Below are 24,432 nucleotides of genomic sequence, written 5' to 3'. Positions count from 1 at the left end.
CATAAATAAGACTTATGATATTTGTAGTCCAGCAAGCTTGCCCTTAATAAGGCTTAGGAGTAAATTCTTCCAAGTTATAGCACTTCCTATTCAGATGAGGTACAAAATTGTATCACGCGATGTAGGGGCACGGCACTGCCGTGCCCTTACCGATGTACCTCACTAGGGCGAGAAACGCTATAAGCATCTGTCTAAATTTTTTCTCCATTTCTTTAGTTTGGCAAGTACGCCCATGTTGACTATAGTCCAAATTTAATCGTTAAATTCATGACTGACAAACTTCAAATTTTGATTAATTTACAAGAAAAAATTAGGGCGCATACTGCTGTTGTTGGTGTTGTGGGATTGGGCTATGTCGGTCTACCATTTGCGGTGGAAAAAGCCAAAGTGGGTTATCGGGTGCTGGGAATTGAGCAAAATCCCCGAAGAGTTGAACGAGTCAACATAGCTGATAATTACATCTCTGATATTAAAGATGAAGATTTAAAACAGGTCGTTAGCAGTGGAAATCTCCAAGCGATTTTGGATTTTGAACAAGTACCAGAGATGGATGTCATCGTGATTTGTGTCCCCACACCGTTGACTAAAAATTTGACACCGAACTTGAGCTATGTCGAAAATGTCACCCATGCTATTGCCACATACTTACGACCAGGACAGTTAGTAACTTTAGAATCTACTACTTATCCGGGAACTACGGATGAGGTGATGCGACCTGTACTAGAACAGATTAGTGGTTTGAAGCAGGGAGAAGATTTCTTTCTCGCCCATTCGCCAGAGCGGGTAGACCCAGGTAATCAACGTTACACTACCAAAAATACAAATAAGGTAGTAGGAGCATCGGATACAAATTCCCTGGAAGTTGCTACATTATTTTATCAGCAGACGATAGATCATGTAGTACCTGTGAGTAGTGCTAAAGCTGCAGAATTGGTAAAGGTATTTGAGAATACCTTTCGGGCTGTGAATATTGCTTTGGTGAATGAGTTAGCTTTGCTGTGCGATCGCCTCGACCTCAATGTTTGGGAAGTCCTAGATGCTGCTAATACCAAACCTTTTGGCATTATGCCCTTTTATCCTGGCCCTGGGGTAGGCGGTCACTGCATCCCCATTGACCCTCATTACTTAGAATGGAAGGCAAAAGAAGTTAATTTCAACACTCACTTTATTGCTTTGGCTGGGGAAATAAACCGCTCGATGCCTTTATTTGTGAGAGAAAAAGCCCGCCGAGTACTGAATAATTTGGGTATCGCTCCCGCCAAATCTCAGGTACTGGTCATTGGTGCTGCTTATAAAAAAGATATTGCTGACTGGCGAGAGTCACCGGCAATTATGGTAATTAACTATTTATTAGAAGATAAAATTACGATTAGTTATCATGACCCTTACGTACCACAAATTGAGGTAAAAGGCAAGACTTTTGTTAATTTGGAACTCACAGACGAGAACATTAGCGCTGCGGACTTGGTAATTATTGCCACAGAACATAGTCAAATTGATTATGTCAATTTAGTCGCCAAAGCCAAAGCAGTTTTAGATACGCGGGGTGTGACTCGACATTTAAATTGTGCCAGTGATAAAGTAACTCTGCTGTAGGGATAGATAAGTGGTGATAAATTCGACAAAAGAACAAGTAATTGTAGTTGGCGCGGGGAATTGGGGTAAAAACCTAGTGCGTAACTTCCACGCTTTAGGCGCATTAGCTGGGGTTGCAGAAGCGCATCCGGGACTGCGAGATGCGATCGCCACAACTTACCCAGATATTACTACTTATGCTGACTTTACAGCAGCCCTAGAGACAGATGTACCAGCGTTAGTGTTAGCAACACCGGCGCCGACTCATTATGAATTAGCGATCGCCGCTTTAGCAGCGGGTAAGGATGTATTTGTCGAAAAGCCGATGACCCTGCGAACTGACCAAGCCAGAAACCTGGCGGAATATGCAGACCAGCAAGGGCAAATTTTAATGGTCGGTCATCTATTGTTATATCAGCCCGCAATCGCTTGGATGCGCGAATATCTCGCCAGTGGTAAAGCAGGTCAGGTGTTACACGTTGCTACCAGGCGCTTGAAATTAGGTAAAGTCCGCAAAGAAGAAAATGTTTGGTGGTCATTTGCACCCCATGATGTCTCAGTGGTTCTCGACCTATTGGGAAATCCGCAATTGCAAAGCGTCCAAGCCCAAGGCAACGCTATTTTACAACCAAACATCGAAGATTACGTACAGGTTGACCTCCGGTTTAAAAGTGGTCAATCAGCCCAAATTAATTGTTCTTGGTACTGGCCGCTAACTGAACGTAGTACAGTAGTCATTGCCGAAAAACAAATCTTGGTTTACGACGAAGTGCTACAAACGGTGACAATTCACCAGAAATATATTGACCAAGATTTAAAGCATTATGACCAGGGAAGTGAAATTGTCGAAGTAGCCGCATCTGAACCCCTGAAAATTGAATGTCAACACTTTTTGGATTGTGTGAAAACTCGGCAAAAACCCCGTTCTGATGGCTGGAATGGCGTAGCAGTTGTAGAAATTTTAGAGGAGGCGGAGAAGTTTTTACATGGTTAATTATTTTGTGCATGAATCCAGTTATGTGGATGAAGGTGCCCAAATTGGCGAAGGTTCCAAAATTTGGCACTTCTGTCATATTTTCAGTAAAGCGAAAATCGGTCGCAACTGCATTTTTGGTCAAAATGTTTTAGTTTCTAACAACGTAATTGTCGGTGATTTCTGCAAAATTCAAAATAATGTCTCCCTTTACGAAGGAGTAATTTTAGAAGACTACGTTTTTTGTGGTCCGAGCATGGTGTTTACTAACGTCAAAACACCCCGCTGTGAATTCCCCCGCAACACCAGCAACGATTACCACAAAACTTTGGTGAAACGGGGTAGCAGTATTGGGGCGAATGCGACCATAGTTTGTGGTGTCACCTTACATGAATGTGCTTTTGTCGCCGCTGGTGCTGTGGTGACAAAAGATGTACCATCTTATGCAATGGTCGCAGGAGTTCCCGCGAAAATAATTGGTTGGATGAGTGCTTATGGTGATGTGTTAAAGTTTGATGCAGATGGCTATGCAATAGATTCGACAAACACTAAATATCAACAAATTTCCGCAACAGAAGTTATTAGAATTTCATAAGCCAAACTGGCAATGCTGAGGGAGGTTTGATGATAAAAAAATATACAATTGTAGGGTGCGTCAGCAGCGAGAAACTCAAAACGTAGCCCGAAATTATTGGTAGTGACGCACCTACCGTGGATAATTTAATTTCTGGAAGTCCCTTATAGCGCAATACAGTTCAGTTAGGCTCTAATGATATACACTGTAGGGGCACGGCACGAGTAAAATTGTCATTAGAAGAAAAAATTTTGGATGCCGTGCCCCTACGACAATTTTCCTTAACTGAACTGTATTGCCTTATAGCGGTTCTCGGTTGAGTCCAATACACTCGTAGGGGCACAGCACTGCTGTGCCCTTACAGGCGACGATATAATTTTGTATTGCATCCAACTGACAACCGCTATAGGGTGCGTCAGCAACCGAAAATTAGTCATCTTCTTTGAAAATTAACCTGTCCTACTCTGGGCTACAGGCTACTCAAAATCTGGTTTTCAATTAGACAAAAGCTAATGATTTATCCTGTTCCCAAGTCAGCAATTCATCCAGTTTTCCCGATTCTGTAAATGTTCTTGCTGCTAACAGACAGCGCAATAAATCCACACATTGATTTGCTGGGTAATTTCCCCTTTGTCCACCAACAACTAAGGTTTGTATTTGTTCTGATTTTGTAGAATCAATTAAAATGTAAAAATCCAAATTATCAAAAGTCACTGTCACAACATATTGATTTGTTCCTCCTCCAATACTCATATAGCTATCTTCATTGATACCTAATGTGATTAAAGTTTGGCTTTTACCATCTAATTCTCTAATAGCTTTTTCGATTTGACTCCAGTTGGGATTTTCAATCACATCACCTTCGTTTTTATTGCCCAACCATTTTTCAGTTGTCATCTCTACAACAAACATTGCTATCTGCTATTTGCAAGCTGCTTTATATCATAGCAGTAGGCAATACTGCAAGGGATACGAATGTAGAGACGTTACATGTATAGCGTTTCTCGCCCTAGTGAGGTACATCGGTAAGGGCACGGCAGTGCCGTGCCCCTACATCGCGTGATACAATTTTGTACCTCATCTGAATAGGAAGTGCTATAACGTCTAGACTTGGGTTTCACGCTTTGCGATTTTCAAAACCTACGCAGTATTGTGGCCGTAGGGACAGATCATATCTTGCACCAGGTCGATAATGCACAACAAAAAAACGTTATATTAACTTTTGTAACAAAAATAAGTGCTTTCGTTACCAAGACAACTACTTTCGTTACCAAGACAACTACTTTCGTTACCAAGACAACTACTTTCGTTACCAAGACAACTACTTTCGTTACCAAGACAACTACTTTCGTTACCAAGACAACTACTTTCGTTACCAAGACAAGTGCTTTCGTTACCAAGACAAGTGCTTTCGTTACCAAGACAACTACTTTCGTTACCAAGACAAGTGCTTTCGTTACCAAGACAAGTGCTTTCGTTACGAAAAATGCATTTCGCACTCTGCGGAAAGCCGCAGAAGCGTCTACAGGATGACAACAAAGCTTTTGCGTAAGTCAGGTTAATTTTTTTAGCAAAAGTCTACGCAGTATTACTTCCCGCCCACTCAATACGGTTCAGTTAGAGCCAAAAACCTTGACCCATGTAGGTTGGGTTGAGGAACGTAGGTGCAGCCTTCTCGGAGAGTAACCCAACATTTGGCGGGTTTGTTGGGTTTCGTTCCTCAACCCAACCTACAATTTTCCTTAACTGAACCGTATTGCCCGCCCACTTACTTAATTACTGAGCTACCAGTCAAATTTTATGCAAAAAACACCTTTTATTTGGAAATTTTACTGAACCACTTCATTGTTCTATTGAGCGACTCTAGAAAGGTAAAATTTAGTAAAAGGTGTGCATTGATGCCACGCAAAAAAAGAACCTCTGCCGTGCTAGAAAAAACTGAACAGCAGATCATCGGATTTCAATCGATTGATCCGAGTCTTAATTTTGGTGATGCCATCAGTTTGAAGCATTTGACCGAGTTAAATGGGCAACTCCGCGACCAGGTGAACCAGTATAACATGATGTTAACCGCCCTCGACTCGGCAAGAGAAAAAATAGAAACCCTGGAAAAGAGCATTCGCGAAACTTCAGAACGCTTAGTCAGTGGTGTGGCGTTAAAGCATGGTAAAGACAGCCGGGAATACGAGATGACAGGCGCAGTACGCAAAAGCGATCGCATTCGTAAAGCCACCATCACCAGGTTAAAATCGACTGTAGTGTCAAAAGCCGCTTCTTGACAGACGGCCTAACAGGCGATCGCTTTGAAACCCAGGTCGGTGGCAATACGGTTCAGTTAGCCTCGAATGATATACACTGTAGGGGCACGGCATCCACAATTTTTTCTTCTAACGACAATTTTATTCGTGCCGTGCCCCTACTACGACAATTTTCCTTAACTGAACTGTATTGAGGTCGGTGGGGATTTCGGGAAAAACCTCAGCAAAGCGTGAAACCCTTGTAGAGACGTTACATGTAACGTCTCTACATTCGTTAACCGAGCAGTATTGGTTTCCCACCGACTTTTGATCAAGAAAATCCCCGAAATGCCTAAATTGTATTGAGTAGGGCTTTTTACCACAAAATTTTGGTGGTAGGCTAATGCAGAAAAATGCACTCCTATAGTATAGAATGCGCGAGTAGGTAAGTTGTGATGTGTAGTGGTGTTTGAGGATGACGCTGACGCTGAAAGATCGTTCAATTTGGTTACAAGTACAACGCTATTGGGAATTGCTGTACGTTTTGGTAGCGCGAACTTTGAAGGTGCGTTATCGCGGCTCTGTGCTAGGGGTTTATTGGTCGCTGTTGAATCCGTTGATTATGACAGGATTGTATACAGCGATATTTGGAGCCACTTTTGCATCGTATTACAATAATTCTATCCTGAATTATGTATTAGCAGCGTTTACAGGATTGGTGGTAATCAATTTTTTCTCAGCTTCTACTGCTCAGGCGTTGGTCAGTGTAGTAGCAAATGGTGCATTATTGAATAAAATTCGTCTCCCAGTCAGCGTTTTTCCTGTTTCAATGGTTGCAGCCAATGTATTTCAGTTTGCCATCGGAACATTGCCCTTGTTGGCGGTGATGACTTTAGTTAATTCCCACAACATACTGAATGTCCTGTTTCTTGTGTTTCCCTTTGTGTCACTAATTTTAGTATGTACAGGAGTCGGTTTTTTAGTTAGTGCTTTATACGTGTTTTTTAGAGATTTGCCTTACTTTTATGAATTAGTTACATTTGTAATTTGCATTAGTAGTCCTGTTTTTTATCCAGCAGATATTGTACCAAAGCAGGTAAAGCCGTTTTTAGCCTTAAATCCCTTATCACCGATTATTGAAAGTCTACGTCAGATTACTTTATCAGGAACACTACCGGATTTATGGTTAGTTGGGACTGCCTTACTTAGTGGCATAATTATCTTTTCACTAGGATTGGCTTGTTTTCAGATGTGGCGACATCAATTTATGGATTTGCTGTAAAGTAAATTTAATTTACCAGCAGCAAGGACAGCGACATTTAGCTATTGTTCCAAGTAGTGTGTGATGGAAGTAATTCGTTTAGATCAAGTTTCGTTATGGCGTCGGACACAAGAAGAGTTTTCTTATGACCTGAAGAAAACACTATTATCTATTGTGGAAGGAAAATATCGGAAACCAGCGAAAAAATTAGTGTTAGATAACATTGATTTAGTAGTTGACAAAGGTGAAAAAATTGGTATTATTGGATCAAATGGATCGGGTAAATCTACAATATTAAAAGTTATTTCTGGGATTCTACAACCCACGAGTGGAACTGTCAGGGTGCGTGGTCAAGTCGCTCCGTTGATTGAATTGGGTGCAGGGTTTGATCCAGAGATTTCTGTGATGGATAATATTTGGCTTTATGGGGTGCTGTTAGGGTTTTCTCGGGATGAGATGCGAGAAAGATCGCAGTCGATTTTAGAATTTGCGGAATTGCAAGATTATGCATTAGTCCCGGTGAAGGGTTTATCTTCTGGGATGGTAGCGCGGTTAGGATTTTCGATAGCGACTGATGTTCAGCCAGATATTTTGATTTTGGATGAGGTTTTGTCGGTGGGAGATGAGAGCTTTAAGAATAAGTGTCAGCAGCGAATTGATAAGTTTTGGGATGGGGAGGTGACAGTTTTAGTGGTGTCTCATGATTTAGGTTTTGTAAAGCAGTCTTGTGAGCGTGGGATTTGGTTAGATCATGGAAAATTACGTTTTATGGGAAATGCTGATGAAACTGTAGACTGCTATTTAAAGGGATTAAATTAAATATAAAACTAGAGTAGCTAACACTAATTACTTATCCTACAATAGCAATCTCAGAAGGATAATAAACTTTTTCATTTAGCTAAAAAATTATCACAGTATAAGGTGTTCAGCCCATATTTGTCAAAGCGAAACAGCAACCTTTACTAAAAAAAACTAGGCTTACTAGTTTCAGTAAGCAATATAATAAAATTTTCCTGGATTTATAGCTATGAATACCGATTGGGTAAAAGACTATCCTTTAGTTGAATCGATTACAGAAGAAGCTCTCGATGAAAACAACAGTTTAAAAAAAATGTTGACTTTAATAGGAGCCAATAAGCGAGTAGTAGACTTTGGTTGTGCAACTGGCTACTTTGCTCAGTTAATGAATCAGAAGGGGTGTACTGTAACTGGAGTAGAGATTAATCCAGAGGCTGCGAAGATTGCTGAAAAATACTGTAAAGAGGTAATAGTTGCTGATTTAGATTATGTGTCTGTTATAGACATATTACCTACCCAGGAATTTGATGTAGCAGTGTTTGGAGATGTTTTGGAACATCTGCGGAACCCCTGGAAAGTTTTGGAAGAAATCAAGCCGATTTTAAAAGAAGATGGATATGTAGTTGCTTCTATTCCAAACATTGCTCATGGGGCAATTCGCTTGGCTTTACTTCAAGGTAGATTTGAATACATGGAGTTTGGTATATTAGATAATACGCATCTCAGATTTTTTACAAGGAAGACAATAGAAGATTTATTTGAAAGTTCAGGATATTTATTAAATGCTGTTGATCGCACGAAAATACCAATTTTTGCAGATAATCTCTTAATACCTAAAAATAATATATATGAATTTAATACTGAAACTATTAACCGAATTCAACAAGATCAAAATTCTGACACTTTACAGTTTATTGTGCGGGCAGTTCCTATCACTGGAAAAGGAAAAGAAGCTGTGATAAATCACGAGTATTCAAAACTGCTTGACGAGTTGCAGTTATTGAAATCTCAATGGCAACAATCCCAGTCCGCATTGCAACAATCCCAAGCCGCTATCGCAGCAATGACAAGTAGTAAATTTTGGAAGATGCGAACAATATGGTTAAATTTGAAACATGCTCTGGGTTTAGATAGAGAAGGATAGTCAAATGCATAGAAATTTTTTGTCGGATTTAAAACACTTGTGGTCTGTTTTCAGATGATCTCGTTATAAACCAAACTATGTAAATAGGACATCAGAAAATACACGTGGATACATTAGAATTAACTTCAAATTTACCTTTAATTGATATTTCTATAGTTACTTATAATTCTGCAAAATGGTTAGAGAAATTTTTTCTCAGTATCTTGGAACAAAACTATCCTAAGAAATTAATCACTATTTTATTAACAGATAATCAATCTACAGATGATACAGTAGAATTATGTAATTCGTTTTTAGAAAAATATGGCGATTATTTTTATGGATTTCAGATATTTCAACGTCCTAATCTAGGATTTGGTTGTGGGCATAACTACAACTTAGTACAAGGCAGTTCTCCCTATTTTCTTGTTTCTAATGTTGATTTAGAGTTTGAAAAAGATGCTATTTCAAAAGCAGTAAATACTGCAATCACGGACGATGATGATGTAGCTTCTTGGGAATTTCGTCAAAAACCTTTTGAACATCCTAAATATTATAATCCTGTTACTCTAGAAACCTACTGGTCTAGTCATAGTTGTACTCTTTTTCGACGCTCTGCTATTGAAAGTGTCAACGGATACGAAGAAAAAATTTTTCTTTACGGAGAAGATGTAGAGCTTTCTTATAGATTGCGAGATAAGGGTTTTCGTATTAAATATTGCCCTGCTTCTGTATGTTGGCATTATACCTACGAATACCCTAATCAAATTAAACGTCTACAGTTTTTAGGTAGTACTTTAGCCAATAGTTATATCAGACTACGTTATGGATCTATAAGGCAAATAGCTGCCATACCTTTAATGTATTTAAAATTATGGCTTGCACCATCTTGTATTGAAAATCAACGCCAAGGGTTGCTAGGAAATATTTGGAAAATTTTACAAAACTTTATATATTTTTTAAGCACTCGTAAACAGACTGATAAACTATTTCCAATTAATAAGTGGGATTATGGGTTTGTTAGGGATGGGGCATTTTATCCTTATCCTTATGCTCATAAATTTAATGACTTCCAACCTTTAGTGAGTGTGATTATTCGTACTTATAAAGGCAGATTATTCTATCTCAAGGAAGCCATAACTTCTGTTTTAAACCAAACCTACCCTAATATAGAGTTAGTAGTTGTAGAAGATGGCTCAGATCTGGCAAAAGATTATATAGAACAAATAGCCAAAACTAGTCATCTAAAAGTCATTTATAAAGCCGAACCAAAACGTGGGCGTTGTCATACAGGAAATGTTGGGTTAGCTCAAGCAACTGGTAAATTTATAGTATTTCTTGATGATGATGATTTATTTTTTGCAGATCATATTGAAGTTTTAGCTAATGAATTGTTAGCTCATCCAGAAGTTGCAGCTACATATTCCATATCTTGGGAAGTTGCTACAAAAATAGTTTCCTTAGAACCTTTGCATTATATAGAAATTTCCCATAAAACTATTTATAGACAACGATTTTCAAGAGCCTTAATGTGGCATCATAATTACATTCCTATACAATCAATTTTATTTGACAGAAAATTGTATGATAATTATGGTGGCTTTGATGAATCTCTCGAAAATTTAGAAGACTGGAACCTATGGACTCGTTACTGTTTAAATAATGATTTTTTATTTGTTGAAAAAACAACATCTATCTATCGAATTCCCGATAATCTTAATGAATGGATAGCACGTAAACAAACTTTAGACTCTTATTATACAGCTGCCGTAGAAAAGCAGAAAGCCTTAACAATCACTGCTACAATTCCAGAATTAATGGAATGTTATCAAGATTTAGCAAGCTATGAGTGCATAACTCTCAATTATCAACCACCATCTTTTTTGAAACGTAAATTAAAGAATATTTTATTAAAAATATTCTTTTTTAAATTGTTCTATTATCATTTCACTAATATGAAAAGGCAAAAAATAAAAATTAAATATTAAGTATTTTTCCTGTTAATAAGCTTAGTTTGAAGATAAAAAAATTAAAAATTAAAGATATCAAGTTGCAGGCAAAAAAAATCAGGATATTTAAAATCATGAGATCATTCTCTGCTCCACCAATAATGCTTTGTAATTCTGTATCAATTATTTTAGTTAACTATAATGGCATAGATATTTTACCTAATTGCTTAAACTCTATAGAAAAATTTATTCATACACCTAATTACGAAATCATTGTTGTAGATAATGCCTCTACTGATGGTAGTCCAGAACTAGTTGCAGAGAAATATCCTCATATATCCCTAATTAGAGAGTCAGAAAATCGTGGTTTTGGAGCAGGAAATAATGCTGGTGCCAAAGTAGCTAAAGGTGAGTTTTTATTTTTATTAAATACTGACACAATACTTACAAATAACATTTTACCCCATCTTATAGAATTAATATCTACAAATTCAAATATAGGAGTTATTGGACCTAAATTACTTTTTCCAGATGAAAGCTTTCAAATTTCTTTTTCACCTGAAATTGGCATTAAAGGAGAATTTAAAGCGAGAAAATTACATAAACATGCCGATAATAATAATTTGCATCTTATAGAACAAGATTTTCAAGATATTAAAGAAGTAGATATTGTCGTCGGAGCAGCATTTTTTATTCGGGCAAATTTATTTAATTTATTAGGTGGCTTTGACGAAAAATTCTTTATGTATTTTGAAGAGTCTGATTTGTGTCAAAGAGTCAGAAATCAAGGGTATAAAATTCTATATACTCCCCATGTATCCCTAATTCATATAAGAGGACATTCTGTCAAAAAAATATCGAATAAAATGGCTGTAGAATATAGACGTAGCCAGATTTACTACTATCATAAACATCGTCCGATGGGGGAAATATTAATTTTAAGAATATATTTAATATTTAAATTTTTCTATGAATATCTCAAAACATCCAATCCTTATAGTTGGGAAATTATCAAATTAATTTTTATTTATAAATAATTGAATTGTGTCTTTACTAATTAATCTCTCATTCCTCCTAACTAAACCTACAGGTACAACCACCTACGCCCTTAACCTGCTCCCGCACTTACAACAGCTTCACCCCACACTGCTCGCAGCGCAAAACATTCCTGGCTACAATTGCTACCAAACTCCCCCAAACCAAACCGCCCAACAAGGGATAAAAGGACATTTACGCCGCCTAATCTGGACTCAATTTCAATTACCGCAAATCTATCAACAGCTAAAATCAAAACTAGTATTTTCCCCGCTACCAGAAGCACCGATATATACCAACTGTCGCTTTGTCGTGATGTTTCATGACACAATCCCATTGCGCTTTCCCAAACCTTTCTCACCCCTGACGCCTTACCATCGCTATTACACTCCCCAAATCCTCAAGCAAGCACAACATATTATCTGCAATTCTCAAGCCACTGCTAAGGACATTACCGATTTTTACCAAATTCCCCCCAGCAAAATTACCCCCATCCCCCTAGCGCACGATCGCACTCACTTCCGCCCTCTTAATATATCTGGCACGGCACATATATCTGGTAGGGGCACGGCATTACCGTGCCCCTACTTCTTGTACATTGGACGACAAGACCCATACAAAAATATACACCGACTAATTACCGCTTTCGCTGCATTACCTAACTGCGAAGATTATGAACTGTGGTTAGCAGGCCCAACCGATGGGCGTTACACCCCGACTTTAAAAGCGCAAATTGAGGAACTGGGTATTACTAATCAGGTGAAATTCCTTGACTATGTACCTTACAGCGAATTACCGAAAATTATTAATAGTGCGATCGCTCTTGTTTTCCCTAGTCTGTGGGAAGGCTTTGGTTTTCCTGTCCTCGAAGCAATGGCTTGTGGTACTCCCGTCATCACCTCTAATGTTTCCTCTCTACCCGAAGTTGCTGGCGATGCTGCAATTTTGATTAATCCCTACAATATTGACGAAATTACAGAGGCAATGCAGACAATTGTAACTGATGCCGAATTGCGATCGCATCTTTCCCACCAAGGTATAGTTAAAGCTAATCAATTCAGTTGGGAAAAAACTGGACTAGCTACGCTGGAAGTTTTAAAGCAATATCTTTGATTAGCTACTAGTTAATTGATATCTATCATAGGGCGTGTTTTCAAACTATTTGTTTAGCCGGATAAATTTTTAGATACCCCTAAATCCACACGATATGATACCAGCTGTAGGGGCACGGCATTGCCGTGCCCCTACGCGAAATCTACATGTGCCAGCGTTTTAGTGGTATTGTATAAGACTTTGAAAACACGCCCTAGCCCCCTCCTCGCTTGCTCTTAGGGGGTTGGGGGTGGGGTTCTTCGATAACCGCTATATTTAATAATAAAATTAATATAGCACCTCCCATTCAGATGAAGTACAAAATTGTATCACGCGGTGTAGGGGCACGGCATTGCCGTGCCCCTACGGGTGTACCTTACTAGGACGAGAAACGCTATATGCACATAGGAGAAAAATTATGTTGATGAAGACAAATGTAGAACTTCCTAGTGGTAAAATATTGAATATTGCTCGTTTTATTGCATTACTCCCAGTAAGCAACGCTCTAGATACTGGTTATCAATTAATTTTAGAAGGATACCCTACCCCCATTGATCTGGAATTATCAGATGCTCAGACTTTGAAGCAAATTCTGAAATTAGATCAAGATAAAATAGTTAGCAATAGTCAATCAGGATGGGATAAAGACAAGCAATTACAAAAAAACCAACGCGCCATAGAACTTTTGGCAGAACGTATTGAACGACATAAGAATATGTCTGATACTGAATCATTGCAGCGCCAAGAATTATTTGATGAATTCAAAAAAACTGTTGATGCACAAAGACTTCCAGGACAGAAATTATATTCAGACTTATGATAGTTTTTATCGCCAGTTAAATTTAAATTTACACCCGAATAATCAACCATGATACTTGTAGAAACTCCTCCTCAACAATCTACTATAGAAGAATACTTAGCACAGGAAGAAACTGCTGAGTACCGTAGCGAATATAGTAATGGGGAAATCATACCAATGACAGGCGGATCTATCAATCACAATCAAATCATTGTTAACTTGATAATTGCTCTGACCCTGGGACTGAGGGAGCAAAATTACCAACTTTACACAAGTGACTTACGCCTATGGATTCCTCGTTATCGGGAATACACATATCCAGATATTCTCATCATCAAAGACGAAGCCATTTTTCAAGAAGGACGCACGGACACAGTGGTAAATCCTAGCATTATCTTTGAGGTGCTGTCTAAATCTACTAGTAGTCGAGATCGAGGAGATAAATTTACTTATTATCGTTCCATTCCCCAATTTCAAGAATATATTTTAATCGACCAATATCAAATTCATATTGAACAATTTAGCAAAACTTCAGAAAATAAATGGCTATTCAGTGAATCCGACGATGAAGATGGTATTTTAACTTTAACATCTGCCAATAGCCAAATTACCCACCGCCAGATTTACGAACGAGTGACATTTGAAAATCAATCAGATTGACAGCAATTTTTAGTTAACTAAGTCGCCGCGAAAAAATACAACTATATTAAGAAACGTAAAAAGGAAAATTAGAGGTAATCTTGGACAGGTTCGGTAGTAATCTGTAACCAGGAATATTAAATTTTTATTAAAAATACTATACAGCGCTGAATTTATGCCTGAAACTCTTTAATAATACATCACACAATTGAATAAAAATTAGCACTCACAGGTTGCAAGTGCTAATTCTTGACAAAAGTTAAATGCCTGAAGTTGTAGAAGCAAATTCTACTTTTTCTAGATGGCAATTTGGAACTTTTTCCTGCATAACTTAGTCTAAAGATCTCAAGCTTCCATATAACTGATTAACAATTGGGAGGACTGGAATGAAATACACTTTTGACCTTGTAGGGGTATCTCCAGTTTTGCATTTTTTTAATCACCAACAGCAGAGTTGGGAAAAGCCACAGCAGCAAGGGGTGGAATACCTAGGAACACAGACCTGTACGCTTGATGCATTCATCGAATCCGTAGAAACAGTTCCAGCACAGTGGGGTTGGAATCTGGATCAAGTCGTAGACACGGTGATTCAGTTTTGGTTAAATAATTCAGATAGTATTCGCTATTGGAAGCATCGTTTAAATGATGCTGGTAAGGATAACTTGCTGGTTGCCAGGGTAGCAGATTTTAACGCTTTACAGGCAGAATTTGAATCCCTCCTGGGCAGAAAATGGTAAAATTGGCATTGAAAGCCAAAATCAATATTATGCAAGTCTTCAAGAGTCAAGAGTGAAAACAATTCTTGACTCTTGACCAGAAGCGGTTGCATGAAGACTGCAAGTGGTTAGAATGTAGATATAGCAACCGCCAAAGTGCTTAGGACATTAACTGGTGATAAAACCTAGACACAATCAGACTTGTAACCCAGTCCCCAGTCCCCAGTCCCCAGTCCCCAGTCCCCTGCTATATATGATATATTACGTTTCTACATTATCCTGGTTTTATGGGACTGCCAATTGTTGCAATTATCGGACGCCCGAATGTGGGCAAATCCACCCTGGTTAATCGTCTCGCCGGGGAACAAACGGCGATTGTCCACGACGAACCAGGTGTGACACGCGATCGCACTTATCTACCAGCTTTTTGGGGCGATCACGAGTTTTCAGTGGTAGATACGGGCGGTTTAGTCTTTCATGATGATACCGAATTTTTACCCCTGATTCGCCAACAAGCAATGACAGCCTTGGCAGAAGCGAGTGCTGCTATCTTTTTGGTCGATGGTCAATTAGGACTGACACCAGCCGATCAAGAAATTGCTGAGTGGTTGCGTCAACAACCAGTACCCGTCCTGCTGGCTGTGAATAAATGTGAATCCCCAGAACAAGGCTTAATCCAAGCTACTGAATTTTGGGAATTGGGATTGGGCGAACCATACCCCATTTCGGCGATTCATGGTAGCGGTACAGGAGATCTCCTCGACGAGTTAATTAAACACATTCCTCACGTCACGGAAGTACCGGAAACTAACGAAATCAAAGTTGCCATTATCGGACGCCCAAATGTGGGTAAATCAAGTCTATTAAATGCTTTTGTGGGCGAAGAAAGGGCAATTGTTAGTCCAATTTCTGGCACAACACGCGATGCGATTGATACCGTAGTTGAACGGGATGGACAAACCTATCGCTTAATTGACACAGCCGGAATTCGCAAAAAGAAAAGCGTCGAATACGGCACAGAATTCTTTAGCATTAACCGCGCTTTTAAAGCCATCCGCCGCGCCGATGTGGTTTTATTAGTATTAGATGCCTTGGATGGCGCCACCGAGCAAGACCAAAAATTAGCTGGGCGGATTCTGGAAGAAGGTCGAGCTTGCATCATCGTCGTCAACAAATGGGATGCAATAGAAAAAGACTCATACACAATCTACGACTACGAAAAAACCCTAGAAGGACGCTTACATTTTACCGAATGGGCAGACACGATTTTTGTCAGCGCCTTGACAGGACAACGGGTAGAAAAGATTTTAGAATTAGTTAATCAAGCCGCTGAAGCACACAAACGCCGTGTCAGTACCGCAGTTATTAACGAAGTTCTCGAAGACGCTATTAGCTGGCATTCACCGCCAACCTCACGGGGCGGGCGTCAGGGTAAAATTTATTATGGCACCCAAGTGAGCGCCCAACCCCCAAGTATTGCCCTGTTTGTCAACGACGCCAAACGCTTCAATGAAAACTACCGCCGCTACATTGAACGCCAATTCCGGCAACAATTAGGATTCAAGGGCACCCCCATTCGCTTATTCTGGCGAAGCAAAAAAGTCCGTGATGTCGAAAGTGGTAATCTCAATCGAGCAACTCGCGTGAAATAGTAGTGAATTGGGAGTAATGAGTAATGAGTAATGAGTAATGAGTGAGGAGTTAGCACCCCCATGCCCCATGCCCCATGCTTTCATTGCGGTGAATTATGAGTTATGAATTATGAGTTATAGCCAAAACTCCTAACTCCTAACTCCCAACTTTTAATCTTCTCATGGATTTACTGCGATCGCTACCACTGGGACTTTACCTAGAACAACCCCAAACTTGGCTGCATAAAATTGACCCCCGTGTCAAGTTTGCTTGGTTGATGAGCTTTCTGACCAGCTACATTTTTGCTAACAATGAATGGCGTATACTGCTGGTAGCATTCTTAATTTTTGTTACCTTCATCGCCAAAATTCCTCGGCGAGTATGGCAACAGCAAATGGGTTGGCTATTGATCCTGTCTTTTTTAGTCTTAGTGATTGCAGCAGTTAGTCCTGATGGATTGGGTGTCAGTTATCAGCCCCGTTTACCAGCTAATGAACAGATTTTAACCCAGTCAGAATTTAATAACACCTCCCAAGTCGTCCCCAAGTCAGTAGATGATGACAAAGACTGGTACACGTTGTTTAACAAAGGTCCAGTAAAAGTAACTCGCCGTTCTTTAGATTTGGCGGTACGGCTGAGTACAATTTTGTTTACAGTGATTTACAGTACCAATCTGTATCTGCTGACAACCGGACCGGAAGAAATCACCTCTGGGATGGAAAGCTTAATGCAACCCCTGAAACGGCTGAATTTACCCATAACCGAACTGACTTTGACCTTAACGTTGTCCTTGCGGTTTATTCCCCTAGTTTTGGAAGAAATACAGAATTTAATCCGTTCTGTGATGACTAGGGCAATAAATTGGAAAAAGCTAGGATTAAAAAGAGGCGTCAAAGTTTGGATGATTGTCGCAGAGCGACTGTTAGAAAATCTACTACTACGAGCAGCGCAAATGGCTAGTGCGATGACAGTACGGGGTTTCACAAGTGCTGACGAACACCGAGTACCGTGGCATGACTTACAGCTAAAAACCTGGGACTGGCTCGCTATTGCTACTTTAAGCCTATTTTGGGGATTGCGGCTGGTAATTGGAACAGCAGCCTAAAGAAATTTGTCGCGTTTGTAATAAACTTTTTGCAAAAATCCCCTAACACCCAATACAGTTCAGTTAAGAAAATTATCGTAGGGGCACGGCACGAATAAAATTGTCATTAGAAGAAAAGATTTTGGATGTTCCCTACACTGTATACTGCTCCCCTGCTTTTTGATTTAGGGCGAATTTCTGACTGGGGCAGCGTTTGTGTTGATGAATCGCTGACAATTGAGCGATATAGTCACGTTATGCACCTTGTCAGTAACGTCAAAAGTCGCTTAAGATGCGATTGTACTACCATTGATTCACTTCGTCCCCTCTTCCCTAGTACTCTGTCAAGATAAAAATGATGGACTGTAGCATCTTGCCCGCGTGAGCGAGACGCTCACACTACCAAAAATCCCTCAAAACAAAATTGACAGACTACTAGAGGTAAAATCACAGGTTGTCCCAAAGTCCCTACATCACCCCATCCCCTCACCTTCATAAAAAGTAGATCAAGGTCGTCACCACCGTCTGTAAAGGGCAACAACTCCTGAGTTTCGCATAACTTTGTAGAAATATTCTGGCGAAACCGAGGTATTATCGTCTGAATGTTTGTAATCAAAGGCGAAAAGATAGATATATCCGCCTACCTTGACTATTAAATGAATCCAGAAAACCCAGAAACCTACATAAATCATCCTACTTGGGGTTTACTCTACAAAATCTGTATGGTTGATGAGAACCAAGATCTGTTCACAACACTGTATGCCCAACGCTTATTTTTTTTGGTAACAAATGACGTTAAAGGTCTGAAATTTCAATCGATAGGACGCACTGAGGCGAGAATGATGTTGGAAAATCGTTTACGGACTCTGCGGCGCACGGGACAGTCTCAGGAGTACGATCAGCTTCAGAGTGTTTTCCAACGCACCTTCCAATGATCAGTCCGATTAGCGAACGTATTGCTCAAATTCGCTCCTCATTACCACCTGCAGTTCAGTTAATTGCGGTTAGCAAGACAGTTCCTGCACAGGTGATGCGCTTGGCCTATGACGCCGGGATTCGTGATTTTGCCGAGAATCGCATCCAAGAAGCTGCTAGTAAACAAGCCGAGTTACAAGACCTAGGCGATATTACCTGGCACTTTATTGGGCATTTGCAAAGCAATAAAGCCAAAAAAGCCCTGGAACAATTTGATTGGATTCACTCCGTAGATAATTTACAGCTGGCACAGCGCCTAAATCAATTGGCGCAACAGCTAGGAGTAAGTCCTCAAGTCTGTCTACAAGTGAAAATTCTGCCTGACCCCAACAAGTCTGGTTGGAGTGTGTCAGAATTACTAGCAGATTTACCGGCTCTCAATCAATGCCTGAATTTACAAATTCATGGTTTGATGACAATTCCGCCTTTAGGACTAGATGAGTCGGAGACATTAGATGTATTCACTGCTACATCTAATCTTTCTAAACAAATCCAGGCACAACAGTGGTCGCATTTGTCAATGCAACAGCTATCAATGGGCATGTCAGGAGATTATAAACTAGCAGTGCAAGCAGGGGCAACGATGGTAAGATTAGGAACTATCTTGTTTGGCGATCGCATCTAGTAATCTGTCACAGCAACGTTTACGGCTTGTTTGTAGTTGCGCTACCCTGCCCGAAAGCTGCGCTAATAGCGCGCTTAATTATCGGAGCGCTATAGCGCAACTACAAACAGTCGCTGATGACTGATCAGCTTTGGGTTACTGCACAAAAACTCTCGGAAGCAAATTCAGAAGATTTATCTAGCCAGTTTGTTGAATAGGTGTCATAAAGATATAGTATTGACAAAGGCAAACGCCAAAAAAAATATAGTGATCGGAACTTCCTTTCGGATCGACATTAGGATATAATCTTGACTCATTATTACGTCTAGGTGGTGTCCAAACGTTAAAAGAAACGTGAGTTCATCACTAAACCTTGTAATACAAGCTACAACCAGCAATAACATTGCTGAATAAATCAGGCTGACTAAATTAATTTACGGCTAGAGCAGGATAAAGGTAATTTGCACAGGAGCGCAGACAATGAACAATATATTTTCCAAACTCAGAGACTTTGTAGGTCTAAATGAGCCAGTCGAATACGAGTACTATGAGGAAGAAACCGATAGAGATCGCTACGAAAATGTGTATCAGGAAGAGAATCCCCAACCCGCCCCACCACAAGAACCCCCAGCCCAGAATCGACGTTGGCGGGAACCCATGCCTACAATGGAAAATGAAGTAGCAGCAACAGGTTCAAAGCCAATGGGGAATGTGATTGGTATGCCAGGAGCAATTAACGGAATTTCCGAAGTATTAGTACTTGAGCCACGCACCTTTGAAGAAATGCCCCAGGCGATTCAAGCTTTGCGTGAGCGTAAATCTGTGGTATTGAATTTAACAATTATGGACCCAGATCAAGCCCAGCGGGCAGTTGATTTCGTCGCAGGTGGCACCTACGCACTCGATGGACATCAAGAGCGCATCGGTGAAAGCATATTTTTGTTTACCCCCAGCTGTGTGCAAGTTAGCACCCAAGGTGGAGTTCTTCATGAAGTACCTCAACCACCAGCCCGCCCCTCACGTACCCCCGGTGTTAGCCAACCTTGGGGCAATGAAGCGAATCGCATGGCACAATAAAGTTAAACTAGTAATTGGTCATTTGTCCTTTGCGCCTGTTCTTTAGCTTTCCCGACAGAAGCCCCACGCTCACTCGAATGAGCGTGGGATGAATGGCGCGTGAGTGACGAATTGACCAACGAGCGAAATTGAGCATAGCGAAATCAGCAATGTTGGTCGGTGAGGAATGAACACTTTCTTGTTTTTTTTTCAAAATAAATATTTGATATAATTTTAACCAGTAGGTGTAATCCAATTAAATGCTGAAAAGCAGCCTATTAAAATAAAAGCTAATTGTTTGGCTTAACCAAAGAACCGTGGGTAGCACAGTCTTAAAGCTCAGTCAATGTCTTCATAGAAGAGTCGCTGAGAAGCCCACACTCACCTGAAAGGGAGTGTGTGGAGTACGTCACTGTTGATACTCAGGACAACTGACAAATGACTAATGACCAGTGACTAATGACTATTAACTAATGACTATTAAATTTGGTTTAATTGGCGGTGGGGTAATGGGAGAAGCGCTGTTATCCCGCCTTATTGTGCGCGGAATTTATCAACCATCAGAAGTCATAGTCAGCGAACCACAACCCTCACGCCAGAATTTTTTAAAGCAGCAGTACGACGTAGCTGTGACGACAGATAATCACCAAGTTTTCACACTCGCCAACGAAGTTATATTTTTAGCAGTAAAACCGCAGGTCTTCAGCGCGATCGCTCAAGAATTATCAGATATTCTGATTACAGAACACTCGCCTGTAGTGATTTCTATCTTGGCAGGTGTGCCCTTAAGTCAGCTAGAAGCGGCGTTTCCCCAATTACCAGTAATTAGAGCTATGCCCAATACCCCAGCCACCGTAGGGGCGGGAATGACGGCGATTTGTTGCGGTGCATACACTAATCCCCAGCACCACCAAATAGCACAGCAACTTTTTTCAGCGGTCGGGGAAGTGGTAGAAGTTTCCGAAAGTCTAATGGATGCGGTGACGGGACTATCTGGTAGTGGACCTGCTTACGTAGCGCTAATGGTAGAATCCCTCGCCGATGGCGGAGTCGCCGCCGGCTTACCCAGAACAATAGCCCATCAACTAGCTTTACAAACTGTATTGGGAACAGCTCTGCTATTACATGAATCGAAAATGCACCCAGCAGAACTCAAAGACCGAGTTACCAGTCCTGGCGGCACAACCATAGCTGGGATCGCCCAACTAGAACAAGCAGCATTTCGTTCAGCTGTAATAGAAGCTGTCAAAGCATCTGCCCAACGCTCTCAAGATCTGGGAAAATAATTATTATTGACCAATGACCAATGACCAATGACCAATGACAAAAAGTAATGAGTAATGAGTAATGAGTAATGAGTAATGAGTAATGAGTAATGAGTAATGAGTAATGAGTAATGACCAATGACCCTTGACCAATGACCCTTGACCCTTGACCCTTGACCCTTGACCCTTGACCCTTGACCAATGACAAATAACTAAGTTGACAAATAGCCGTTAATATTATAATTAACAATCTGGTTGCAAATCTCAGATTTTAATGCACCTTACCCCCATACATGAATGTAGGGGCTTCCACAGCGCGAGGACTTTGGTGATTGAGTGAACTATCCCGTACCATCCCCAGAAGTTGACCTAGGGTCGGTATTTCCCTTTGATCTGGATCAATTCCAGAAAGAGGCGATCGCGTCCCTGAATGCTGGACGCTCTGTAGTTGTCTGTGCGCCCACTGGTTCGGGCAAAACGTTAGTAGGGGAATACGCCATTTATCGCGCCCTAGCGCGAGGAAGGCGTGTGTTTTACACTACTCCACTGAAGGCGTTATCGAATCAAAAATTACGTGATTTTCGAGAAAAATTCGGTTTTGATCTCGTCGGTCTGTTAACTGGAGACGCCTCCATTAATAGAGATGCACCGATTTTAGTCATGACCACAGAAATTTTCCGTAACATGCTCTATGGCACACCCATAGGGCAAATCGGCATCTCATTAGTTGATGTGGAAGCTGTGGTGCTAGATGAGTGCCACTACATGAACGATCGCCAACGGGGGACTGTTTGGGAAGAGTCAATAATCTATTGTCCCCGTGAAGTGCAATTAGTAGCCCTGTCGGCCACGGTTGCTAACAGCGATCAGCTTACCGACTGGCTCAATCGAGTTCACGGACCGACAGACCTGATTTACTCTGATTTTCGTCCCGTACCCTTGGAATTTCACTTTTGCAATCCCAAGGGGTTATTTCCCCTGCTGAATGAGAGTAAAACCAAAATTAACCCCCGGCTGTCAAATCGCGGTAAAAAGAAACAAGCCGACAGAGGTAGAGCTGGGAGACCAGAACCACCCAGCATCATTTATCTCCTGAGCCAACTAGAGCAACGGGATATGCTACCTGCCATTTACTTTATTTTCAGCCGCCGGGGATGTGATAAAGCTGTGGCGGAGGTGGGTGATTTATGGCTGGTAAATAATGAGGAAGCCTACCAATTACGGGTACAGATTGACGAATTTTTAGCCCGCAATCCCGAAGCTGGACGTTCTGGACAAATTGCGCCCCTTTACCGGGGAATTGCTGCTCACCATGCTGGGATTTTGCCTGCTTGGAAAGTGCTGGTAGAAGAACTATTTCAGCAAGGGCTGATTAAAGTCGTATTTGCTACCGAGACCCTGGCAGCCGGAATTAATATGCCTGCCCGCACCACCGTAATTTCCACCCTTTCCAAGCGCACCGACAGCGGCCATCGCCTGTTAAACGCTTCGGAGTTCCTGCAAATGGCGGGGAGGGCTGGTCGTCGGGGAATGGATTTACAAGGGCATGTAGTGACTGTCCAAACCCCCTTTGAAGGTGGTAAAGAAGCGGCATATTTGGCTACATCTAAACCAGACCCCCTGGTTAGCCAGTTTACCCCTAGCTACGGCATGGTACTGAACTTACTGCAAACCCACACCCTAGACCAAACCAGGGAACTGATAGAACGCAGTTTTGGGCAGTACATGGCCACCTTGCATTTAAGACCAAATTATGATGAGATTGCTATCGTCCAAGCACAATTAGCCCAACTACAGGCAGAAATCGTCGCCATTGATCAAAAGGAACTAGCTATTTATGAGAAATTACGGCAACGCCTAAAAGTAGAACGTCAGTTATTGAAAACCCTGCAAGAGCAAGCACAGGAAGACAGACAAGCCCAATTAGCGATGATGTTAGAGTTTGCAGTGTCGGGGACGCTGTTGAGTCTCAAGGGTCCAAACATCACGGTTCCTACACCGATCACGGCGGTGTTAGTCGGAAAAACATCCGCTGCAAGTCTTGTTCCTACCTTGGTATGCTTGGGACGAGATAACCGCTGGTATGTAGCAAGTTCGGTGGATGTCGTCGATTTGTATGCCGAATTACCACGGGTTGAGGTGCCACCAGAAATACTACCGCCGCCTGATTTACTGTTGAAACCGGGACAGTCAAAGCGTGGTGATGAAGAAACAGCAGTTATTTCCCGTCGCATTCCCGATGCTGGGGCGTCGCTGTATTTGTCACCGGAAGTAGCAGAACAACTCAGTCGCGTTACCGCCATCCAAGCGCAAATAGAAGCTCATCCTTTACATCAATTAGGTCCGGCAGCTATTGTCAAACGCGAAGCACGCTGCATCGAACTAGAAGCCGAAATCGAAGAATTGCAATCTCACGTAGAGCAACAGTCCCAACGTCATTGGGAAGAGTTTCTCAGTTTAATTGAAATTTTACAGCATTTTGGCGGTTTGGATCAGTTAGTGCCCACAGCATTGGGACAAGTAGCTGCAGCCATCCGGGGCGAAAATGAATTGTGGTTGGGTTTAGTTCTGGCCAGTGGTGAATTGGATAACTTAGATCCGCACCATTTAGCAGCATGTGCAGCAGCTTTGGTAACAGAAACCCCACGTCCCGATAGCAAGGTGCGCTTTGACCTCAGTGACGAAGTGGGAGAAGCTTTGGCAAAATTGCGGGGAATTCGTCGCCAGTTGTTCCAACTACAACGGCGGTATAATGTGGCACTGCCCATCTGGCTAGAGTTCGAGTTAATTGCCCTTGTGGAACAGTGGGCACTGGGTATGCCGTGGGTAGAACTCTGTAATAATACTACTTTGGATGAAGGTGATGTGGTAAGAATATTACGCCGCACACTGGATTTATTATCCCAGATCCCCCACGTTCCCCATTTACCAGATGGCTTAAAGCGCAATGCTCACCGTGCTATGCAGTTGATTGATCGCTTCCCTGTGAATGAAGTCGTTGAATAAACTGTCCTTGTAGGGGCGCAAGGACTTGGGGGGCGCAAG

23 protein-coding genes and 1 pseudogene are annotated in these 24,432 nt (G+C 41.2%); 21 read left to right on the top strand and 3 right to left on the bottom strand.

Annotated features, from left to right (window positions below):
* Nucleotides 1-267 precede the first annotated feature (267 nt).
* The 3 genes from HEQ19_27085 to HEQ19_27075 are packed head-to-tail and all read left to right on the top strand — an operon-like array spanning nt 268 to nt 3,143.
* Nucleotides 268-1,596: a nucleotide sugar dehydrogenase gene (locus tag HEQ19_27085; GenBank protein WYM02591.1), complete on the top strand. Its 1,329-nt coding sequence runs from the start codon at nt 268-270 to the stop codon at nt 1,594-1,596.
* Nucleotides 1,597-1,606: 10 nt separating this feature from the next.
* A complete protein-coding gene (locus HEQ19_27080) occupies nt 1,607-2,569 on the top strand; it encodes a Gfo/Idh/MocA family oxidoreductase (GenBank protein WYM02590.1) in 963 nt (320 codons plus the stop codon).
* Nucleotides 2,562-3,143: an acyltransferase gene (locus HEQ19_27075; GenBank protein WYM02589.1), complete on the top strand. Its 582-nt coding sequence runs from the start codon at nt 2,562-2,564 to the stop codon at nt 3,141-3,143. Before HEQ19_27080 ends, HEQ19_27075 begins: the two co-directional genes overlap by 8 nt.
* A 477-nt stretch (nt 3,144-3,620) precedes the next feature.
* On the opposite strand, the gene HEQ19_27070 is transcribed toward HEQ19_27075, so the two are convergent.
* Nucleotides 3,621-4,034 carry an Imm1 family immunity protein gene (locus HEQ19_27070; protein WYM02588.1) on the bottom strand — a complete coding sequence of 138 codons (414 nt, stop codon included), beginning with the start codon at nt 4,032-4,034 and terminating at the stop codon, nt 3,621-3,623.
* A gap of 257 nt (nt 4,035-4,291) precedes the next feature.
* The gene (locus tag HEQ19_27065; GenBank protein ID WYM02587.1) at nt 4,292-4,621 is read right to left on the bottom strand and encodes a hypothetical protein; all 330 of its coding nucleotides are present in this window, start codon (nt 4,619-4,621) and stop codon (nt 4,292-4,294) included.
* A 399-nt stretch (nt 4,622-5,020) separates the two neighbouring features.
* Between HEQ19_27065 and HEQ19_27060 the strand changes: the two genes are divergently transcribed.
* The 17 genes and pseudogenes from HEQ19_27060 (at nt 5,021) to proC (ending at nt 21,408) form a co-directional block, all read left to right on the top strand.
* Nucleotides 5,021-5,401 (top strand): hypothetical protein, encoded by a 381-nt coding sequence (locus tag HEQ19_27060; GenBank protein ID WYM02586.1) that lies wholly within the window; start codon nt 5,021-5,023, stop codon nt 5,399-5,401.
* Between the two features lie 433 nt (nt 5,402-5,834).
* Nucleotides 5,835-6,641: an ABC transporter permease gene (locus HEQ19_27055; GenBank protein ID WYM02585.1), complete on the top strand. Its 807-nt coding sequence runs from the start codon at nt 5,835-5,837 to the stop codon at nt 6,639-6,641.
* A 63-nt stretch (nt 6,642-6,704) separates the two neighbouring features.
* Complete coding sequence (locus HEQ19_27050) at nt 6,705-7,439, top strand: ABC transporter ATP-binding protein (protein WYM02584.1); 735 nt, start codon at nt 6,705-6,707, stop codon at nt 7,437-7,439.
* 208 nt (nt 7,440-7,647) lie between these two features.
* The gene (locus tag HEQ19_27045) at nt 7,648-8,562 is read left to right on the top strand and encodes a class I SAM-dependent methyltransferase (GenBank protein WYM02583.1); all 915 of its coding nucleotides are present in this window, start codon (nt 7,648-7,650) and stop codon (nt 8,560-8,562) included.
* Nucleotides 8,563-8,666: 104 nt separating this feature from the next.
* The gene (locus HEQ19_27040; protein WYM02582.1) at nt 8,667-10,529 is read left to right on the top strand and encodes a glycosyltransferase family 2 protein; all 1,863 of its coding nucleotides are present in this window, start codon (nt 8,667-8,669) and stop codon (nt 10,527-10,529) included.
* A 26-nt stretch (nt 10,530-10,555) separates the two neighbouring features.
* Nucleotides 10,556-11,527: a glycosyltransferase family 2 protein gene (locus tag HEQ19_27035; protein ID WYM03650.2), complete on the top strand. Its 972-nt coding sequence runs from the start codon at nt 10,556-10,558 to the stop codon at nt 11,525-11,527.
* 4 nt (nt 11,528-11,531) lie between these two features.
* Entirely contained in the window at nt 11,532-12,638 is a 1,107-nt protein-coding gene (locus tag HEQ19_27030; protein WYM03651.1) for a glycosyltransferase family 1 protein, read from the top strand.
* Between the two features lie 397 nt (nt 12,639-13,035).
* Nucleotides 13,036-13,437 (top strand): hypothetical protein, encoded by a 402-nt coding sequence (locus HEQ19_27025; GenBank protein WYM03649.2) that lies wholly within the window; start codon nt 13,036-13,038, stop codon nt 13,435-13,437.
* Between the two features lie 51 nt (nt 13,438-13,488).
* Nucleotides 13,489-14,076, top strand: coding sequence for a Uma2 family endonuclease (locus tag HEQ19_27020; protein WYM03648.1), 588 nt, complete (start codon nt 13,489-13,491; stop codon nt 14,074-14,076).
* Between the two features lie 365 nt (nt 14,077-14,441).
* On the top strand, nt 14,442-14,792 hold the full coding sequence (locus HEQ19_27015) for a hypothetical protein (GenBank protein WYM02581.1): 351 nt from the start codon (nt 14,442-14,444) through the stop codon (nt 14,790-14,792).
* A gap of 266 nt (nt 14,793-15,058) precedes the next feature.
* Nucleotides 15,059-16,423 (top strand): ribosome biogenesis GTPase Der, encoded by a 1,365-nt coding sequence (der, locus tag HEQ19_27010; GenBank protein ID WYM02580.1) that lies wholly within the window; start codon nt 15,059-15,061, stop codon nt 16,421-16,423.
* 161 nt (nt 16,424-16,584) lie between these two features.
* Nucleotides 16,585-17,508, top strand: coding sequence for a CbiQ family ECF transporter T component (locus HEQ19_27005; GenBank protein WYM02579.1), 924 nt, complete (start codon nt 16,585-16,587; stop codon nt 17,506-17,508).
* Nucleotides 17,509-17,669: 161 nt separating this feature from the next.
* Nucleotides 17,670-17,822 (top strand): annotated as a pseudogene (locus tag HEQ19_27000) (chorismate-binding protein).
* A 321-nt stretch (nt 17,823-18,143) separates the two neighbouring features.
* Nucleotides 18,144-18,422 (top strand): PipX family protein, encoded by a 279-nt coding sequence (locus HEQ19_26995; protein ID WYM02577.1) that lies wholly within the window; start codon nt 18,144-18,146, stop codon nt 18,420-18,422.
* Nucleotides 18,419-19,087 (top strand): YggS family pyridoxal phosphate-dependent enzyme, encoded by a 669-nt coding sequence (locus tag HEQ19_26990; protein WYM02576.1) that lies wholly within the window; start codon nt 18,419-18,421, stop codon nt 19,085-19,087. The genes HEQ19_26995 and HEQ19_26990 overlap by 4 nt, the downstream gene beginning before the upstream one ends.
* Before the next feature lie 459 nt (nt 19,088-19,546).
* A complete protein-coding gene (locus tag HEQ19_26985) occupies nt 19,547-20,143 on the top strand; it encodes a cell division protein SepF (protein ID WYM02575.1) in 597 nt (198 codons plus the stop codon).
* 452 nt (nt 20,144-20,595) lie between these two features.
* Complete coding sequence (gene proC / locus HEQ19_26980) at nt 20,596-21,408, top strand: pyrroline-5-carboxylate reductase (GenBank protein WYM02574.1); 813 nt, start codon at nt 20,596-20,598, stop codon at nt 21,406-21,408.
* A gap of 3 nt (nt 21,409-21,411) precedes the next feature.
* On the opposite strand, the gene HEQ19_31415 is transcribed toward proC, so the two are convergent.
* Entirely contained in the window at nt 21,412-21,540 is a 129-nt protein-coding gene (locus HEQ19_31415; protein WZI67035.1) for a hypothetical protein, read from the bottom strand.
* A gap of 183 nt (nt 21,541-21,723) precedes the next feature.
* Here HEQ19_31415 and HEQ19_26975 point away from each other — a divergent pair, with 183 nt between their 5' ends.
* Complete coding sequence (locus HEQ19_26975; GenBank protein ID WYM02573.1) at nt 21,724-24,393, top strand: RNA helicase; 2,670 nt, start codon at nt 21,724-21,726, stop codon at nt 24,391-24,393.
* The last annotated feature ends 39 nt before the right edge of the window (nt 24,394-24,432 follow it).

The organism is Gloeotrichia echinulata CP02 (assembly GCA_038087035.1).
In the GTDB taxonomy this organism is placed as follows: Bacteria; Cyanobacteriota; Cyanobacteriia; order Cyanobacteriales; family Nostocaceae; genus Gloeotrichia; species Gloeotrichia echinulata.
The sequence above is the reverse complement of the archived record's forward strand: the minus strand, read 5'-3'. Positions and strand labels throughout refer to the sequence as shown.

Excerpts from the sequence above, each read along its gene's own strand:
- HEQ19_27085 (WYM02591.1), top strand. The coding sequence starts at position 268 with ATGACTGACAAACTTCAAATTTTGATTAATTTACAAGAAAAAATTAGG.
- HEQ19_27075 (WYM02589.1), top strand. The coding sequence starts at position 2,562 with ATGGTTAATTATTTTGTGCATGAATCCAGTTATGTGGATGAAGGTGCC.
- HEQ19_27070 (WYM02588.1), bottom strand. The coding sequence starts at position 4,034 with ATGTTTGTTGTAGAGATGACAACTGAAAAATGGTTGGGCAATAAAAAC.
- HEQ19_27060 (WYM02586.1), top strand. The coding sequence starts at position 5,021 with ATGCCACGCAAAAAAAGAACCTCTGCCGTGCTAGAAAAAACTGAACAG.
- HEQ19_27055 (WYM02585.1), top strand. The coding sequence starts at position 5,835 with ATGACGCTGACGCTGAAAGATCGTTCAATTTGGTTACAAGTACAACGC.
- HEQ19_27050 (WYM02584.1), top strand. The coding sequence starts at position 6,705 with ATGGAAGTAATTCGTTTAGATCAAGTTTCGTTATGGCGTCGGACACAA.
- HEQ19_27045 (WYM02583.1), top strand. The coding sequence starts at position 7,648 with ATGAATACCGATTGGGTAAAAGACTATCCTTTAGTTGAATCGATTACA.
- HEQ19_27025 (WYM03649.2), top strand. The coding sequence starts at position 13,036 with ATGTTGATGAAGACAAATGTAGAACTTCCTAGTGGTAAAATATTGAAT.
- HEQ19_27015 (WYM02581.1), top strand. The coding sequence starts at position 14,442 with ATGAAATACACTTTTGACCTTGTAGGGGTATCTCCAGTTTTGCATTTT.
- der (WYM02580.1), top strand. The coding sequence starts at position 15,059 with ATGGGACTGCCAATTGTTGCAATTATCGGACGCCCGAATGTGGGCAAA.
- HEQ19_27005 (WYM02579.1), top strand. The coding sequence starts at position 16,585 with ATGGATTTACTGCGATCGCTACCACTGGGACTTTACCTAGAACAACCC.
- HEQ19_26995 (WYM02577.1), top strand. The coding sequence starts at position 18,144 with ATGAATCCAGAAAACCCAGAAACCTACATAAATCATCCTACTTGGGGT.
- HEQ19_26990 (WYM02576.1), top strand. The coding sequence starts at position 18,419 with ATGATCAGTCCGATTAGCGAACGTATTGCTCAAATTCGCTCCTCATTA.
- HEQ19_26985 (WYM02575.1), top strand. The coding sequence starts at position 19,547 with ATGAACAATATATTTTCCAAACTCAGAGACTTTGTAGGTCTAAATGAG.
- proC (WYM02574.1), top strand. The coding sequence starts at position 20,596 with ATGACTATTAAATTTGGTTTAATTGGCGGTGGGGTAATGGGAGAAGCG.